Origin of the sequence: Hirschia maritima DSM 19733 (assembly GCF_000378345.1) — a bacterium.
GTDB classification, from domain to species: Bacteria; Pseudomonadota; Alphaproteobacteria; order Caulobacterales; family Hyphomonadaceae; genus Hirschia; species Hirschia maritima.
Window position 1 is genome coordinate 177388 of the sequence record NZ_KB899549.1, and the last position, 17613, is coordinate 195000.

Annotated in this window: 13 protein-coding genes, 1 tRNA gene and 2 rRNA genes (1 of these 16 only partly in view); 7 read left to right on the forward strand and 9 right to left on the reverse strand. The window is 42.8% G+C overall.

Annotated elements, in window-relative coordinates; translation table 11 throughout:
- The first annotated feature begins 165 nt into the window (after positions 1-165).
- The 5 genes from F551_RS0115270 to F551_RS16820 are packed head-to-tail and all read left to right on the forward strand — an operon-like array spanning position 166 to position 7809.
- Positions 166-1554: an efflux transporter outer membrane subunit gene (locus F551_RS0115270; RefSeq protein WP_233355271.1), complete on the forward strand. Its 1389-nt coding sequence runs from the start codon at positions 166-168 to the stop codon at positions 1552-1554.
- Positions 1544-2668, forward strand: coding sequence for an efflux RND transporter periplasmic adaptor subunit (locus F551_RS0115275; protein ID WP_018998401.1), 1125 nt, complete (start codon positions 1544-1546; stop codon positions 2666-2668). Before F551_RS0115270 ends, F551_RS0115275 begins: the two co-directional genes overlap by 11 nt.
- Entirely contained in the window at positions 2668-5769 is a 3102-nt protein-coding gene (locus tag F551_RS16815; protein ID WP_018998402.1) for an efflux RND transporter permease subunit, read from the forward strand. Before F551_RS0115275 ends, F551_RS16815 begins: the two co-directional genes overlap by 1 nt.
- Positions 5750-6436, forward strand: a complete 687-nt coding sequence (locus F551_RS0115285) for a winged helix-turn-helix domain-containing protein (RefSeq protein WP_018998403.1) — start codon at positions 5750-5752, stop codon at positions 6434-6436. Before F551_RS16815 ends, F551_RS0115285 begins: the two co-directional genes overlap by 20 nt.
- Positions 6433-7809: a sensor histidine kinase gene (locus F551_RS16820; RefSeq protein WP_018998404.1), complete on the forward strand. Its 1377-nt coding sequence runs from the start codon at positions 6433-6435 to the stop codon at positions 7807-7809. Before F551_RS0115285 ends, F551_RS16820 begins: the two co-directional genes overlap by 4 nt.
- A 3-nt stretch (positions 7810-7812) precedes the next feature.
- On the opposite strand, the gene F551_RS0115295 is transcribed toward F551_RS16820, so the two are convergent.
- The 6 genes from F551_RS0115295 to F551_RS0115320 all read right to left on the reverse strand — a co-directional run bounded on the left by F551_RS0115295 (position 7813) and on the right by F551_RS0115320 (position 13761).
- A complete protein-coding gene (locus F551_RS0115295) occupies positions 7813-8424 on the reverse strand; it encodes an MlaC/ttg2D family ABC transporter substrate-binding protein (protein WP_018998405.1) in 612 nt (203 codons plus the stop codon).
- Between the two features lie 228 nt (positions 8425-8652).
- Positions 8653-9252 carry a response regulator transcription factor gene (locus F551_RS0115300; RefSeq protein ID WP_018998406.1) on the reverse strand — a complete coding sequence of 200 codons (600 nt, stop codon included), beginning with the start codon at positions 9250-9252 and terminating at the stop codon, positions 8653-8655.
- Positions 9249-10334, reverse strand: a complete 1086-nt coding sequence (locus F551_RS0115305) for a sensor histidine kinase (protein ID WP_018998407.1) — start codon at positions 10332-10334, stop codon at positions 9249-9251. The genes F551_RS0115300 and F551_RS0115305 overlap by 4 nt, the downstream gene beginning before the upstream one ends.
- Complete coding sequence (locus F551_RS0115310) at positions 10334-12124, reverse strand: CIA30 family protein (RefSeq protein ID WP_018998408.1); 1791 nt, start codon at positions 12122-12124, stop codon at positions 10334-10336. Before F551_RS0115310 ends, F551_RS0115305 begins: the two co-directional genes overlap by 1 nt.
- A 24-nt stretch (positions 12125-12148) precedes the next feature.
- Complete coding sequence (locus F551_RS0115315; protein ID WP_018998409.1) at positions 12149-12883, reverse strand: ABC transporter permease; 735 nt, start codon at positions 12881-12883, stop codon at positions 12149-12151.
- A complete protein-coding gene (locus F551_RS0115320; RefSeq protein WP_018998410.1) occupies positions 12880-13761 on the reverse strand; it encodes an ABC transporter ATP-binding protein in 882 nt (293 codons plus the stop codon). The genes F551_RS0115315 and F551_RS0115320 overlap by 4 nt, the downstream gene beginning before the upstream one ends.
- A gap of 189 nt (positions 13762-13950) precedes the next feature.
- Here F551_RS0115320 and F551_RS0115325 point away from each other — a divergent pair, with 189 nt between their 5' ends.
- Positions 13951-14784: a LytTR family DNA-binding domain-containing protein gene (locus tag F551_RS0115325; protein ID WP_018998411.1), complete on the forward strand. Its 834-nt coding sequence runs from the start codon at positions 13951-13953 to the stop codon at positions 14782-14784.
- Positions 14785-14911: 127 nt separating this feature from the next.
- Positions 14912-15460: a cytochrome b gene (locus F551_RS0115330; protein WP_018998412.1), complete on the forward strand. Its 549-nt coding sequence runs from the start codon at positions 14912-14914 to the stop codon at positions 15458-15460.
- 337 nt (positions 15461-15797) lie between these two features.
- Here F551_RS0115330 and F551_RS0115335 read toward each other — a convergent pair.
- From F551_RS0115335 to F551_RS0115345, 3 genes are all read right to left on the reverse strand, one after another.
- Positions 15798-15874 (reverse strand) — tRNA-Met (locus tag F551_RS0115335).
- A 299-nt stretch (positions 15875-16173) separates the two neighbouring features.
- Positions 16174-16288: ribosomal RNA gene (rrf, locus tag F551_RS0115340) — 5S ribosomal RNA — on the reverse strand.
- Between the two features lie 202 nt (positions 16289-16490).
- Positions 16491-17613, reverse strand: a 23S ribosomal RNA gene (locus tag F551_RS0115345); it runs 1649 nt beyond the window's last position.

Below are 17613 nucleotides of genomic sequence, written 5' to 3' on the forward strand. Positions count from 1 at the left end.
CCCTCGCTCCACTTCTCCCTCCACAGTTATTCCACCACTCGTTCCGCCTTCCCGACGCACCTATCCCGCTTTTTCGGCGTCGGGACGCCCCCATGTCGTGCAGCACCAAAAGGAAATCAAATGGTTTCTCTCAATCCTACCTACCCGGTTTTGATGTTGATTCTGATGCTTGCCGGCTGCTCAACATATCAAGAAACGAAGTTACCTCCCTCACCAGTTTCTAACGACGAGGAGTTTTCAACAATGCTCAATACAAATGACGATGTTCAGCCCTACTGGCAGACTAGCATTCAAAATAAACAGTTGACCCTATTGATTGAACAAGCGCTATCTCAAAACTTAGATATTGGAATGGCGTTTGACAGACTGAACGCTTCGCGCGCTGCCCGAGGCATCATAATTACTCAACAACAACCCAGTGCTTTGTTCAGTTCATCAGCCAATAGAACTTCTCAATCAGAGAACTCCGTTCGAACCACCAGAAATGAGCTCTCAGCAAGCGGCACACTTTCTTGGGAACTGGACATTTGGAACCGCGTCGCATCAGAAATAAAAACTGCCGATTACGAACTTCGAGTTCAAGAAAACCTAGTCGCTAAAACCGAAGCTCTTGTCGTTTCTGAACTAATACAACTTTATCAAGAAATTCATTACACCGAAAAGCTGATTGGTCTTTTAGCAACTCAGATTGATACTAACACAGAATTCCTAAATTTAACTCGTTTTAGGTTTGCCAATGGCTGGGCAAGTGCATTGGAAATTCATCAGCAAGAAAGCCAACTCATCAGCACGCAAGAGCTGCGCTCAGAGCTAAAACGGGAGCTTGCAGTTCTTCAAACAAGCATCTCGATCGTACTGGGAATATCCCCTCTTTCTATACGGATTTCCGACCTTGATGGAACAGAATTGCAACCACCTCTGGAGACTCCTAGCCCGAAAGGATTGGTTGGTTTAAGGCCGGATCTACGAGCGGCTTTTTACGAACTCAAAGCTGCGGATTATCAGATTGCCTCTTCAATTGCGGACCGCTTACCAAAGATAAGTATTTCTCTAATGGGAAGCATGACGGGCTCAGGGGCGGGTAATCTAAACAACAATAATTCTCTGTCCCTGGGGCCATTTCTAGAGTTCCCTCTCTTCGATGGAGGTAAAAGAAAGAGAGAGACAGAACGTCGCCAAGCTAAGCTCGAAGAAACCATCAAGAATTTTACCCAAACAACACTCATTGCAGTCAAAGAAGTCGAAGACTCACTTACTTCACTCGCCGCATATGAAAAGCAGATATCTTTAAAAATTAAACAGGTAAATACGTCCGGTCGGAGTGTTGCTTTGGCACGACAAAGATTCCTCCAAGGTGATGCCGAATACATCACAGTTCTTGATGCTCTTAGAACTCAACAGAACGAACAGCGCAATCTAATCGAGTTAACGCGTCGGCGAGCTTTTACGATTGTCACATTGCACAAAGCTATCGGAACACGGTGGCAAATTTCGTCAAAAAACGTCCAATCATCAAACCAGCAAACTAAAGCAGAGAACAGCCATGTTTTTTAAATTTGCACTCCCGTCGATCGTACTTTTTTCAGGCGCAGGAACAACGGTTTACTTGGCAAATGGTGAGCAAGAAACAACCGATCTTGTACAACAAAAACCAAAAGGATCTCGAGTTTCAACTCAAACTCTGCATCGCGAAAACTACCAATTAACTTTTCGTGGCTTTGGAACTATCGAAGCTAGGGAAACAATCAAATTAACTCCGCAAGTATCTGGAAGAATTTCAGAGACAAAGAACGTTTTTGAAGCAGGAAGTTATGTATCCCAAGATGAAATATTGTTTTTAATAGACCCCAGAGAGTTTGAAATCGAGCTCTCATTGGTCACAGCGGAATTGGCTAAAGCAAAAGAGAATTTAAGGTTGGAACAAGGCCGCCAGCTAATTGCTCAACACGAATGGTTGTCCTTAGATGCAGAGACCAGAAATCTCTCGAAAAGTACATCGTTGGCTCTTCGACAGCCACAACTTGAAACGATAAAGGCTGAGGTTGAAATTGCGCAGAGCAAAGTTGATTTAGCAAAATTAAATTTGGAACGCTCGCAAATAACTGCTCCCTGTAATGGTGTAATACTGGAAGAAAGCATCGCCAGTGGTAACACTGTAGCCCCCGGAGATATTGCTGTTACGATCGCTTGTAGCGATTATTATGCAATCAACACATCCCTTCCCATTTCTTACTTAAACTATCTGGATCTACCTCAATCAGGTGTTCCTCAAAGCGATCTGATTGTTAAAAGTATGGGTACGGAACGTCGTGCTACGATGACATCATTGTTAGCTGAAATAGATAAAAATATTCAAATGGCACAATTGCGTGTCCATATAGAGAAGCCCTTGTCTCATCCACAAGTATTACTTGGTGCACATGCAGAGGTTGAAATTCCTGCTTCAAATTTAACAAACGTCTTCGTTGTTCCCGCATCCCTATTAAGGCAAAATGACACCCTTTGGATTCTATCAGAGGAAAACACTCTAGAAATCAGAACGGTTCAACCTGAAGTTACCAACAATGGTAATGTTATAATTAGGGAAGGCCTAACAGATGGCGAACAAATCATAACAAGTCCACTTCCCTTACCAGTAGAAGGTATGTTGTTAAGGACTGAAAACTGATGCTCAGCAATCTTGTTTCCCGTCCTATTCTGGCCAACCTTTTAATGATAATGTTTCTGGTTGGTGGGATCTTTATGGCCCTTAATATTCGTAAAGAGTTCTTGCCTCAACAACCCAAGCGTATAATTGAAATCTCAACCCAGTTGGAAGGCGCATCACCGCGGGAAATTCAAAACTCCATCTTGCTTGCTATAGAAGATTCAATAAACGGCATTCAAGGCATAAAAAGGGTTGATTCAGTCGCCACACAAGGCATTGGAGCCGTAACGGTCACATTGCTTAATGGGATTGATGCAACAACAACGCTGCAGGAAATAAAAAGCGCTGTTGACCGTATACAAACTTTACCAACCGAAGCAGAACGTCCTCAAGTCAATCTTGCTTCCAATCAAGAAAAAGTCATGTCTCTCCTACTCTTTGGAGAACAAACAGAACTGACCCTAAGAAGATATGCTGAAAAAGTACAAAACGATCTTCGCAATCTTGATGATATCACACGTGTTGAAATTGCGATCCCGCGTCCAATGGAAGTCTCGGTTGAAATTGAAGAGAACACACTGAATAAATTTGATTTATCAGTAGAAAACATCGCAGAAATAATACGACAAAACTCAATTGAATTAGGTGGCGGAACTATTCGTTCCTCATCAACGGACATAGTTTTAAAGACAGATGAACGTCGACAATGGGCTTCAGATTTTGAAGAAATTCCAATAATTACATCTGATAATGGTCAGCGATTGAAATTGGGTGATATCGCTAAACTAACAGATGGCTTTGGACCTTCAAATGTATTTACATGGTATAATTCTCAACCCGCAATTCAGTTAAATGTTTTTGCTGTAAATGGTGAATCCCCTAGTTCCGTTGAGGCCGCTGTAAAATCATACATTGAAACGCTCAATTTCAATGATGCAATCAATCTGATAATATTCGAAAACGATGCAGAAGCTTACAGATCTAGGGTTTCACTTCTTGTCGACAATGCCATGATAGGCTTAGTCCTAGTATTAATTCTATTAGCTCTCTTTTTGGAACCAAAACTCGCTTTTTGGGTCATGATGGGCATTCCAACATCTCTATTGGGTGGTATATTTCTTCTTCCACTTTTCGGCGCAACCATCAACATGATCTCATTGTTTGCGTTCATCATAACGATAGGCATCGTTGTTGACGATGCAATCATGGTCGCGGAGTCCATATTTCATCACAGACAACATGGAAAAACGAAGTTGCAGGCAAGTATCGATGGCCTAAATGAGATGTTCATTCCTATTTTATTAGCCGTAGGAACTAACATTTTGGCATTCCTACCGATGTTTTTTATTCCCGGTGAGCTCGGAGTTCTATTCTATCAAATCCCTTCTGTCGTAGTCGCCGTATTGATAGTCTCCCTCATAGAAGCTCTAATCATTTTGGCCGCTCATTTATCTCACGAAAAAAAAACGAACAATAAAGCCGACGTCTGGACCAAACTCGCGCGCCCCCAAAAAATAGTGAACCAAGGTCTCGAGAAATTTGTTTCTTTGCACTTTACCAAATGGGTCTCAAAAGCTGTTCATCATGTCGGCATAACGTTTGCCGCAATGACTACACTCTTGGGTATCACAATTGGATTAGTTCTGGGCGGTTGGATTCCTTTTAGTTTCACTCCAATTATTGAGGCAGATAAAGTTACAGCAGAAGCAATTCTTCCATTCGGCACTCCTATTCAAAAAGCAATTGAAGTGCAGCACCAATTAGTTAACGCAGCAGAAGACATATCAAGCTCCAATCATGGTATCTTCAGTATCATTGGCGTCAGAATCGATGAAGGTGAAGTCGAAAACGATACAATGTCCGGCACCAATATTGTTTCAGTGATGGTATCCCTGCCTCCATCAGTTGAACGGGAAATCGGAGGAGTTGAATTTGGACGATTATGGGAAGGCAAAGTTGAAAAAATTGAAGGCCTTGAAGCTCTCTCGGTCAGTGGGGAAATAGCCGTCACTGGTGGAGAACCTTTACAGTTAGAACTATCTCACTCTCAATTGGAGACAGCAAAACAAGCTGCCATTTTCTTGGGTAATTTGCTGCTGCATCATGAAGCTGTAAACAGAATTGATGACGGGGTTCAAACTGGTAAACCTGAACTTAGATTCAAACTCACTTCTCAAGGGCATGCATTAGGAATGACTTCAGAATCCATTGCTGCTCAAATTAGAAACCGGTTTCACGGTGCAGAAGCACTTCGGTTTCAAAGACAATCAAATGAAATAAAAGTTATGGTTCGTTTGGAAGAAAAGGAACGGAACCAACTTTCCGCGTTAGAAAATATTCTAGTGCGTACCCCTAGCGATAATCTAGTTCCGCTTTCTCTCGTTACTGAAATCACAACAGCTACTGCTCACACTCAAATCACCAGATCTAATGGTCGCCAAGTCTATTCTGTTGTCGTCAATGCCAACGCCAATTTCAGTGAAGATATTATTGAAGACTATCTAAATGATGTCGCCCTTCCCAAAACCATGGAAGAATTCCCTGGAATTAAAATACGATTTGGTGGTGAAGCAGATGATGAAGGCCCTGCTCTCGCTGCTTTGGGTATGGGAATGTTGTTTGTTATCGCAGTTATATACTCCCTCATGGCCATAACGTTTAACTCATACATCCAACCTCTTATTCTAATGTCAGTCATCCCGTTTGGCATTATTGGAAGCATATTAGGTCATGTGGCGTTAGGCAGCGAAATCAGTATCGTGAGCTTCCTCGGAATTATAGCTATGATAGGAGTCCTAATGAATGACTCATTGGTTCTAATGATCACTGCAAATCGTTTTTTAATCGATGGGATGTCGAGACGCGAAGCCGCAATTCAAGCCAGCTGTAGGCGTCTGAGGCCTGTCTTGCTAACAAGTTTGACTACTTTTGTCGGATTGGCTCCAATGCTCTTTGAAACGTCCGAGCAAGCTCAGTTCTTAATTCCAATGGCTATTTCAATCTGTTTTGGTCTGCTGTTTGCGACGGTTATTGTATTGTTCTTAATTCCAGCTCTTTACAGCCTATTACCCATGAGCCAATTAAACTCCGATGGAGCCAATCATGCGCATTCTAGTCATTGATGATGACGAAAAGGTCTCTAGCTTCATCCATCGCGGCATGAATGAGTTGGGTCACAAGGTTGATATTGCAAGTGACGGGAAGGATGGGCTCTTCCTAGCCACAACTGAAGAATATGATGTTTTGATTGTTGACCGGATGTTGCCAGGAGTTGATGGACTTACAATATTACAGACAATACGTGCAGCAAAAAATGAAACGCCAGCTATCATTTTAAGTGCCCTAGGCCGTGTCGAAGAGCGTGTAAAAGGATTACGCTCGGGTGCCGATGACTATCTCGTTAAACCTTTTGCTTTCTCTGAATTATTAGCCAGAACAGAGTTGGTAGCTGCACGAAGACATCAAATTGAAACCAAGAAAACAACTGAATTATTTGCTGAAGACCTTGTGATGAATCTTCTTTCAAGGTCAGTCATCCGCGGCGAGAAAAAAATAGAGCTACAAGCTCGAGAGTTCAGGCTACTTGAATACCTTTTGCGTCACAAAGGACAACTCGTAACACGTACAATGTTAATGGAACACGTCTGGGATTACCATTTTGATCCGCAGACAAACGTGATTGACGTTCACATTAGTCGCCTAAGAAAGAAAATTGATTCTGGCTTCGACAGGCCAATCATTTCAACAGTACGAGGATCTGGCTACATTGTAGAAGACAATACCGAATGAAACATTCTCAATATTCCTCTACTAGTATAATTCCCTACCTCTCTTTTCTCTTTGGTGGAGTACTGATCATCGCTGCAATTGCGGCGGGTTTTCTAATTTCATTAGTCGATCAAAAATCGCCCTTTAGAGAACCAAGGGCAGCAGTAAATGCTGACCTCCTTTTCCTTCAAGAAGTAGAAAAAAACTCTGGAATAAGCCAAGTAATTGAGATTGTTGAAAACAGATTCTCTGATTCAAAAAACTCTTTTTTCTACTCTATAGAATCTCCCGAAAAAGAAATTATTACAGGGAATTTGGGTGACTGGGAGTGGGGAGATACTGAAATCATTCGCGGTAACGTCCTCATCGTTGAAATCCCCCATAACTCCGTTTCTATGCCAACTCAAAGCACTCGGTTCTTTACAGATCACTATGATGTATTGATCAAAAGTCACACTTTCCCGGATGGCCATGTCATACATGTTGGAAGAAACATCGATGATCTTGCCGCAGCTAGTTGGATTGCATCCACTTTTGGCAAAACTGTCATAGTCATCTTGGTCGTTATCCTGCTATATATTCTGTTCCTGAGTATATACATAGTCACCGGCGTGCACCGCCTCTCAGAGACAGCAAACAATATTCTAAAAACTGGTGATCTTTCATTACGCGTGCGTCAAGATTCCAGTTGGGATGATCTAGGAAAATTGGCGACAACATGGAATTATCTGCTCGATAAAATCCAAGCTTTATTGATACAATCGAGAGAAGCTTCAAATAACATTGCTCATGATTTGAGAACTCCACTCACACGCTTAATCGTGGATTTAGATCAAGTGGAACCACCGACTTTAAAAACGGAGCTACTGAATGAAGCAAATAGTCTACTTTCAATGATCAATGGCTTGCTTCGAATTGTAGAAATCGAAACCGATGTAAAAAAATCAGCGTTTAATTTTGTCTCACTCGAAGATATTCTAAAAGATGTGATCTCATTTTATAGACCGTTGGCAGAGGAAAAAGAAATTTCGATTTCCTCCGACATTATGCAAACCCAAATATCCGGCGACAGAGACCTATTGTTCCAAGCTTTTATGAATATCGTGGACAACGCTATAAAATTTTCGCCCCAACGCAGCAACGTATCTATAACGATCAATGAGATTGGACACTTTATAAACGTAACGGTGGAAGATGAAGGTCCTGGAATACACGTTACTGAACAGGATAAGGTATTCGATAGGTTTTATAGATGTGAAGAAAGTCGCAATACTAAAGGGTACGGCCTAGGTTTGTCATTAGTCTCGGTCATCGCAGAACTTCATTCCGCAAACATTGCCTTGGAAAACAAAAAAAAGGGCCTTATTTTTAAATTCTGTTTTCCCACGCAATAGTTATCAACTGCGAAGTTCAGTTATTCTCTCTTGCAGAACAGCAATAAGGTCATCAACGGCACCCTCTTGAGAATTTATTATTGCAAGAAATTGAGACCGCTGCTCGATAGCAAGCCACAATTGAGAACCTTCTAACTCAATCGCAATATCAACAACTTTATGAACTCCATTTCTATATAAAACTCTCCATTTCAAATCGACCTCTTCTCCATCACCAAGAGTTACTCTTGAAGACACAACTGAATCTCGTTCAGTTAGATCGACGGACCCCACTATCTCAATTGAAAAATTTTCGTATTGTTTGAAATATTGTTCAAATGTAATTAGCGCATATTTCCTGTAAGTGGCTGTATATTTATCCAATTCTAGCTGAGACAAAGAACGTACATGTCTCCCTATAGAAAAACGGGCCATCAAGTCAAAATCTACAAGATTGTTCACAGTTTCATTGAGATTCAATCGCCAAACCTCATCGTATATACCGGATACACTCGCATTGGAAATCTCAAGAGCTGCGGTCTTGATATAGTTTTCTGATTTCGAGTCTGCATTCGCGAAGCCAATTAAATAAACACTCGAAAGACAATAGAACGACGTTTTTAGAAACTTTGACACTAAACCATACACTTTTCATCTTGCTATTCTAAGAAAATGAAAAGTGAGAATGTTGTGTTCGAAAACCTAAAAAATTGAAGACACTAGCTTCATCACACAACAAAACCTCACTAAACAACGAGGTTGCATATGACAATTTTTCATATGTCGAGCTGATTACAAAAAACTTGCAAATGTGAAAGGTAGACCGTTTTCGATGTCGAGGACTTAACACCCTATATCAATTGATCACAGCCAACCATTATCACGGGCTATTCGGAAAGCTTCGATCCTATTCGAGGCATTTAATTTGGAACCAACTTCATTCAAATAATTACGGACGGTCCCAACGGACAGATTCAGCGCTTCAGCTATCTCTTTGTTCGTTTTTCCCTGCTCAACTAGGCGCAGTAATCGACGATCACGATCAATTAGAGGGTCTTCTACCAATTCGTCATCTATATCAGCGTCAACAAACACTGTTTCACCAGCTGCTACTTTTCGAATTGTGTCAGCGAGTATATCACTTGGTGCATCTTTTAGAATATAGCCTCTCACACCACTATTTTTTGCACGCCGGATATAGCCTGGCCGCGCAAAAGTCGTGATGATAATGACTTTAGTTTTTGTTCCTTCCTGAGCTAAACGATCCGCAAGTTCTAACCCCGTCATTTCAGGCATTTCAATATCACTAATTAAGACATCCGGTTCAAATTTACGAACTAATCTATGGGCCTGTATTCCATCGTCTGCAGTGCCAACTATTTCAAAATCTTCTTCAAGCGAAAGTAAGGAAACAAGCGCACTACGAAGCATAACTTGATCTTCCGACAGAACTATACGGATCATGCTGGGATCACACCTCGAAGAACCGTTCCTTTGTTTCCTTGAATAGTCAAAATCCCTCCAAGAGAAGATATGCGTTTCCTTATACTTGTCAGGCCAACTCCATTTGAAGACACGTTACTCTCCTGAATTCCTGAACCATTATCTTCAATACAAAGTGCATGCACGTCATCTTCCGTTTCGAAAACAATTGAAACCTTATCAGCCCCTGAATGGCGAACGATATTGGTACAAGCCTCTCGAATTACGAGACCAAGCACAGTATTTTGCTGCCGAGACAGTTCAGGAACCTGCCCTCCAATTGTAAGAACAATATTAGATGCTTCCAGAACCTTACGAGCTAATGACAATTCAACCACGACCGTCGTTTCAGTTAGCCCTCGCAGAGTAGATCGTACCTGTGTCAGCGCATCTCGGCTAGCCGACTGCAATTCTTGTATTTCGCGCTTTGCTCGTTCTGCATCTTTATCAATCAGCTTGGCCACCAAGTCACTTTTTAGAGCAACCAACGTCAATGTTTGCCCAATGACATCATGCAGATCAGCGGCAATACGTTCGCGTTCAGCTATGGATGCAAGCTGCTTTTCCAACGCCCTCTCACGTTCAGCTTGTTCGTATCTTTCATTCTCGTGAGAATCTCTGAGACATGAAAGCCAAACCATAATCGCAATCACGATCGTCATTGGAATTTCATAGATAAAACGCCCTGCAACTAAAGCAGTAATAACATACGCCGCTATGACCAATACCATAGCTATTCCAGCATTTCGGCGGTCAAGAATAAAACCTGCCATCGCTGCACCATAAATAAAATACACATTGTGACCGTTCCAGAATGGAGCGGCAATGCCTCCCAAAACAATTACTGCGATCATGTACCAATACTTGTGTTCGGCTGGTGCATTGTGGGATTTAAAATGCAACGGAATGTAGATTAAAGCCGATCCAATGGTTACCAATAGCTCCATTTGGTTCGGTGCCTTCAACAGCCATGGAAGAAACAGGAAAATCAAATAGATCAGCGTTACAACAGGCTGTTGAAAAATTGGTGTTTTGTTTTCTTTTTTTTGAACGGCTTCAATCATCACTCTTCCAGCCTAATATTATCGATATAGAGCTGCGTTTTTCCAATACCGTGACCTGAGACAATCGCGAAACCATTGACGTTATTAAGCTCCAATCCTTCAAATTCAGTTAGACCCAATCTTATTGTCGACCACTCCTCAGTCGCAATAAAGGTCAATGTAGGAGGTACTCCACGTGTATTCCCGCTAAACGCCATCGTTCTATATTGCCCTTGCGTTCCCTTAACTTCAAAGACCAAGCTATTTATGCCACTCAAGTCCACAGGTCCCTCTTTAGCGAACACACTTGCACCCGCCCAAGGATATGGAAACCCAGCATTGTTTTGCATATCAACTTGTAGAGTTTTGTTTCCATCCTCCTCAACGCTTTCGGACAGGCTCGCAGTTGAAGCTCCTCCGGCCATTTCATCCGTTGTGGTACTCCAAATAAATGATTCCGAGGTATTCATCCCTTCCTCAAAATCAGAAATAATAGTCGGGCCAAGTGCTGAACCTGCTTTTTCTTTTGTTACTTTGCGTTCGACAATTTTTCCATTTTTGAACACAGATGAAATATTCTGACTAAAAGTGATATTTTCAAATGGATTACCATCAATAAGCACAAAATCTGCGCGGCTGCCTTGTTGAAGTTCTCCTCGTCCTTCCAGTTCAAAAATTACGGCTGGAATGGACGTCGCAGCAGCTATAACATCTGCCTCCGATATCCCGGCGCGAACAAGTAATTCCATTTCCTGGTGCAAACTAACACCATGAGCTGTTCCTGGATTAGGTGCATCCGAACCAGCTATAATAGGTACACCCGCATCATGAAATAACTTCACACTTTCAAGAGCATTTTCAAGGCTAAAACCTGGAATATCAACACCAAAACCCGCGTTTAGTGTCTGCCTTTGCATTGGTGAAAGCAAAGTTTCATCAAATGTATGACCAACTTTCTCATTCGCTACGGATGCGATAACGGACAACGTCGGAATGATAAAAACCTCTTTTTCTTTTGCCAACTCAACAAGGACATCGTCAGCAACTTTATTGCCAAATATGTGCACAAGACCATCAATACCATCCTCTATCATATGCCTTGCTTCGATATCTGTGTTGATGTGAGCTAAAACTTTCAGGCCCCGTGCATGTCCTTCCTCAATAATCGCTCGAGCAATCTCTCTGTCGAGGCTGGTGACCCAATCCTGCTCTGGCATGTAGACCAATTTTAGAAAATCAGAACCTTCAGCTATTCTAGCTTTTACCCAAGATGGAACTTGATCAACCGTTTCAATGGTTTCGATATGCACGCCATATTGGGTCCCGTGCCCTCCCGGCGACGTCGCCATCATGCCTGCTGAATACAGGTCCGTTTTATTACGGGAGCTCACATCCTCACGATCCAATTTGGCTTGGGTTAAAACCGAACTATCGCTGAACATATCAATATGTGTTGTGACTCCAAAACGAACTCCATCTGACAATGCGCTTCCGAATGAATGGGTGTGGCTATCAATCAATCCAGCCAAAACTGTATGACCTTGGCCGTCAAATACCTCTAAACCACCTGCCTCAATTTCAGACCCTATTCCTATGATTATTCCATTTTCGATCAACAGGTTTGTAGGTGCGCCAAGTTTTCCACTTTGAGCAAGACGTACGTTTTCGATATAAAGTGATGAATTGAGTTTCTCTTCAGAAGACTCAACTTTTGTGCCGACTTCACTTTCAGTTGTTGGAAGCAAAAAGACTAGACTAGCTAACCCAACCGCCAGCACGGACAAACTAATGGGTGCAATGTTGCGGATCATAATTGTATACCTAATTTCTATAGATTACTTCTTTTGACGGTTCCAAGACACCATCACCAAACCAAGCAAAAGCACTGTTGCGACTACGACTGGAATGAGATTACCCAAGATGTTGCGCTCTCCGGGAGCTTGGCTAACTGCCAATGATATTTCAGCTAAATGATAAGATGGAAGCAATTTGGCGATGTTTTGCATGGCTTCGGGATAGACCGAAACAGGCATCCATAAACCTCCCAAAATAGCTAATCCCATAAAGACAATGTTCGCCACTGCAAGCGCAGCATTTGAGCGCAATAATAGGCCTATGCTCAAACCGATCAGGAGCATGGGAAAAATGGCGAGTAAATGGACACCTAATAAGCTCGCCCAAACCACTCGGGGCATAGCAATGCCGCCATAAGCTGCTGTGCAATATAGAAGTGCTAAAATAATGCCTGAGAATAAGAGTGTTGTAATGAATTTTCCAAAGACAAAGCCCAGCGCTGGCGTCGGGGATATTTGTTTAAGCTGTAACCAACCGCGCTCTCGTTCAGCTGCAACAGTAACTCCAAACCCAAAAATCGACGGTCCCATAACTGCAAATACGCCATAGGTAGCCAATAGATAGGCCGTCATCTCCCTGCCTTGTGTAAGCACCAAACCAAATAGTGCATAGAACGCTATTGGAAAGACCAGCGTTGGGATCATGTAAGAGGGAGAGCGCATAGCACTAAGGATTTCTGCACCTGCTTCAGCAGACAGTGATTTAAACATACTCATTGTGTCAGAGCCTCGAAAACATCTTCAAGATTTGGACGGGAAATAGACAAGTCAACGACAGTTGGGTGCTGCGCTATAAGTGCTTTCATCGTAACATCTGGGTCAGATGTCCGAATTTCCAATGCAGTTCCCTCAAGCTTGCACGAAACGACTTTGGGAAGCGCTAATAACTCCCCCTTACTTAGGTTTGCCGAACATTGAATGATCGAAATACCCAAGCGTTTTTTCATTTCCAAAACACTACCGTCATCAATAATTTGACCGGCATCGAGCACGACAACACGATCAGCTAGTGCTTCAGCTTCTTCAAGATAATGTGTTGTCAAGCAGACCGTTTTTCCAGATTTCGCTAATTCTTGAACGGTGCTCCAAAGTGAACGCCTCACCTCTGAATCCAGGCCCGTTGTTGGCTCATCAAGAAATAAAATGTCAGGGTTGCCGACGATAGAAAGCGCAAATTGAACCCGTCTTTTCTGACCACCAGATAAGTTCTTATAAAGCTTGTTCTCAAATCCTTGAAGTTGAGCTTTTTCGATGACCTCTGCCACCAACATTGGGTTTGAATAATGGCTTGCGAACAACTCAACAAGTTCTAGGGGCTTCAACAGATCAGGTAGATCACCATCTTGCAGCATGATACCAACACGTTCTCGTGCCGCACGGCTTTTGGATGGCTTACCAAAGATAGAAATTTGACCTTTGTCCGGCCGTTCTAAACCTAGCGCACATCGAATAAGTGTAGATTTACCAGCCCCATTCTTACCAAGAATGGCGGTTATACCTTCACTCAATTTCAGCGACACATCATCTAGCGCAATTTTTTGACCAAATGCCTTTCGAACATTATCTGCTCGAAAAGCGAACACATCATTTTGCATCACATATCTCCTTGTGATGGAGAATGTGCGTCAGCGCTTTATTTCTCTCAATTGACATTTGTCATGTGATTGATGGAACTCTGTATATGTAACCACCAAATTCGACAATTTCGTATATTTTCAAAAAAAACTGAGTATTATAAAGTCACTGAGAACGCTAACATATTTCCAACTGGACGAAGTCAAGTAATGATTGATTTGAGATTCAATTCAGAAAAACATATGGTTTTTCTCAATACCCTAAATCGACTTTGGCTAGTTTATTCAGGTTGGCTGGCATTTTTGTTGTTTAACACAGTTCATTGTAACTTTATACGATGGAACGAAAGTGGCATTCCGTTCAACTTTTTTAGTTCATGCGGATACATCGCACTGAATTGGGGAATTTGGTTAATCGCAACTCCATTTCTCTTGTGCTTTTTAACATTTAGCCAAATTAAAAAAACTCGCTGGTTTAGCAGAATTATTATTCTTTTTGCACTCACGATATTAGCGATTGCCGCGCGCGTAACTTATGATATCTGGATCGGCTCAGGCGAGTGGAAATCTAGTATCGCCTATTTCAGTCCTGGATATTTAAAGGCCATGATTGCTATTTTAGCAATTTGGCAAATTTTTTATCGGCCTCCCAATAGAAATGAACCACTAACGAACACAAACAACATAACTTCTTTGCCAATTAACAAGCTCAACAGTAATAGAGAAATACCAGAAGCAATATGGATAGATAAAGGTACCTCCCGAACGCGAGTAGAGGTTGCTAGTATAATCGCAGTTAAATCGGCAGGTAATTATCTCGAAGTCGTAACACCTTTTGAAACAGTATTAACAAGAAACTCGCTAAATAACTTTTTGGAAGATCTAGGTGATACCGATTTGGTGCGCATTCATCGATCAATCGCTGTCCGCAAGTCTGAGATAAAAGAAGTCAAATTTCTCAAAGCCGGAAATGGAATTGTTCATATGGGGAGTGAGTTTTCATTTCCAGTGAGCAAGACCTACCTAAAGTCCTTCAAAGATTAATCCACATTAGTTCTTACGGGTTTAATTCATCACAGATTTCGGCATTTCGTACCTCAACGTTCGATAAACACCTGATTTAAATATAATCCTTCAAATTGAATTTTTTTCAAAATTGGAGATTACATTGATGCCCCCCCCCTCTGAACCACATAGCATTTCTATTGTTCTACACTGGGCAATTGCGCTCTTAATCCTCGCGATATTTCCAATTGGAATTTATATGGCTCAAACGCATACCTTAGAACTTTATGACCTCCATAAATCTCTTGGCGTAATTGCATACATCATCATCGTGTTGAGGTTGATTTGGGTCTTTTGGAAGGGAGAAATCAAATCTATTGCTGAAAATCCTCGTGAGAAAGCGTTAGCAAAATTTGTTCACCGATTGATGCTAATATTGACCTTTTTGGTACCCACATTCGGAATGATGTATTCCGCATCAGCCGGCTATGGTTTTGGGATTTTTTCATGGCGGATCGTTCCGCTCAATCTCGTAAACGGTGAAGTACTTCCTTTGTCGCCGTTGTTAAAACCCATTCTATTATTGGGCCATGAAATAACGAGTTACGCTATGATGCTTATTATATTGGGCCACATTGGTGCTGCCTTCAAACATCATTTTCTTGACAAAGATACTACTCTGAAACGCATGCTTGGTCTTCGAACAAACCGGTGACAGGAAAATGTAGCAAAGTTCAAGGTTACCTTATTGTTTATAAGATTACCTTGGGCTTTCCATCATTGATAGAGTCACAGGGGAACTGGCCAAATTGAAGCACTAGAGAACTAAACAATGTCTTTGGCGACAGATAGGAAAAGCTCACTCGTAAGTTAGACGATTTTCTAAGCTCTAAAATCTGTTTTTATACTGAACACAAAGTCGATCTCCAAAAGTCCTAAAATCCTTTGATTTGTTCTGTTTAGTTGTACCCCATGTGTAACCTGGAGCCATAAACACAAAAACCGCCCTTACGGACGGTTTGGTGTACATTTTTGATATTGTTAAGAAAGATTGGGTGCGGGGGTTGGATTTGAACCAACGACCTTCAGGTTATGAGCCTGACGAGCTACCGGGCTGCTCCACCCCGCAATAAATTTCGTCGCAGTAGCGTGTCAGGTTATGAGCCTGACGAGGTTGGATCGTTGATTAAAACATCTGGGAGACGTTTTATAGATCCGACGGGCTGCTCCACCCCGCATCAATATTTTAATTCATAGCGCCTCGCCGCTACAAATTCGTCAGAATGTAGAATCTGACATTTAGACATTAAAAAACGGCTTCACCTATCTAGCATTAAGGCTAGTAAGGACAAAGCCGTTTGCCCTGATATTTTCAGGACGATGAAGGAGGTTTCTTTCGAACGTAATATGCATTGTTCGACTTTATAGAACTGGCAATGACCTACTCTCCCACACCTTGAGATGCAGTACCATCGGCGCAGAGGACCTTAACGACCGAGTTCGAGATGGGATCGGGTGGGGAATCCTCGCAATAATCACCAGTTCAATAAAATCGAACAATGAAAGCTCAATCTGATTGTTATCAGAAGGAGCAAAACTAAGTATCAGACCATTATCACATGTAATGTTTTTGATGATTGGTGTTGATTAGACACCGGAATTGTTTTGCGGAGTGCGTTAGTCTCCGAGCGCTGATGGTTAGTCAGCATTTAGCAACATATTCGTCGCCACGCATGGGTATGTATCGGATCAAGCCGATCGAGCAATTAGTACTAGTTAGCTTCACGTGTCGCCACGCTTCCACACCTAGCCTATCGACGTCCTAGTCTAGAACGGCTCTAAGGGAAGTCTAGTTTCGAGGGAGGTTTCCCGCTTAGATGCTTTCAGCGGTTATCCCGTCCACACATAGCTACCCTACACTGCGGCTGGCGCCACAATAGGTCCACCAGAGGTGTGTCCATCCCGGTCCTCTCGTACTAGGGACAGATCCTCTCAAACTTCCTACACCCACGGCAGATAGGGACCAAACTGTCTCACGACGTTCTGAACCCAGCTCACGTACCACTTTAATCGGCGAACAGCCGAACCCTTGGGACCTGCTCCAGCCCCAGGATGTGATGAGCCGACATCGAGGTGCCAAACGATGCCGTCGATATGGACTCTTGGGCATCATCAGCCTGTTATCCCCGGAGTACCTTTTATCCGTTGAGCGATGGCCCTTCCACACAGGACCACCGGATCACTATGACCGACTTTCGTCTCTGCTCGACTTGTCAGTCTCGCAGTCAGGCAGGCTTATGCCATTGCACTCGTCGAACGATTTCCGACCGTTCTGAGCCTACCATCGCGCGCCTCCGTTACGATTTAGGAGGCGACCGCCCCAGTCAAACTCCCCACCATGCAAGGTCCCGGATCCCGATAAGGGACCGCGGTTAGACATCATCGAGGACAAGGGTGGTATTTCAAGGATGGCTCCACCATAACTGGCGCTATGGTTTCAAAGCCTCCCACCTATCCTACACATGCCATCGATAATGCCATTGCAAAGCTAGAGTAAAGGTTCACGGGGTCTTTCCGTCTGACCGCGGGTACCCCGCATCTTCACGGGGAATTCAATTTCGCTGAGTCGATGTTGGAGACAGTGGGGAAGTCGTTACTCCATTCGTGCAGGTCGGAACTTACCCGACAAGGAATTTCGCTACCTTAGGACCGTTATAGTTACGGCCGCCGTTCACCTGGGCTTCAATTCGAGGCTTGCACCCCTCCTTTTAACCTTCAGGCACCGGGCAGGAGTCAGACCCTATACGTCGTCTTGCGACTTCGCAGAGCCCTGTGTTTTTGATAAACAGTCGCCACCCCCTAGTTTGT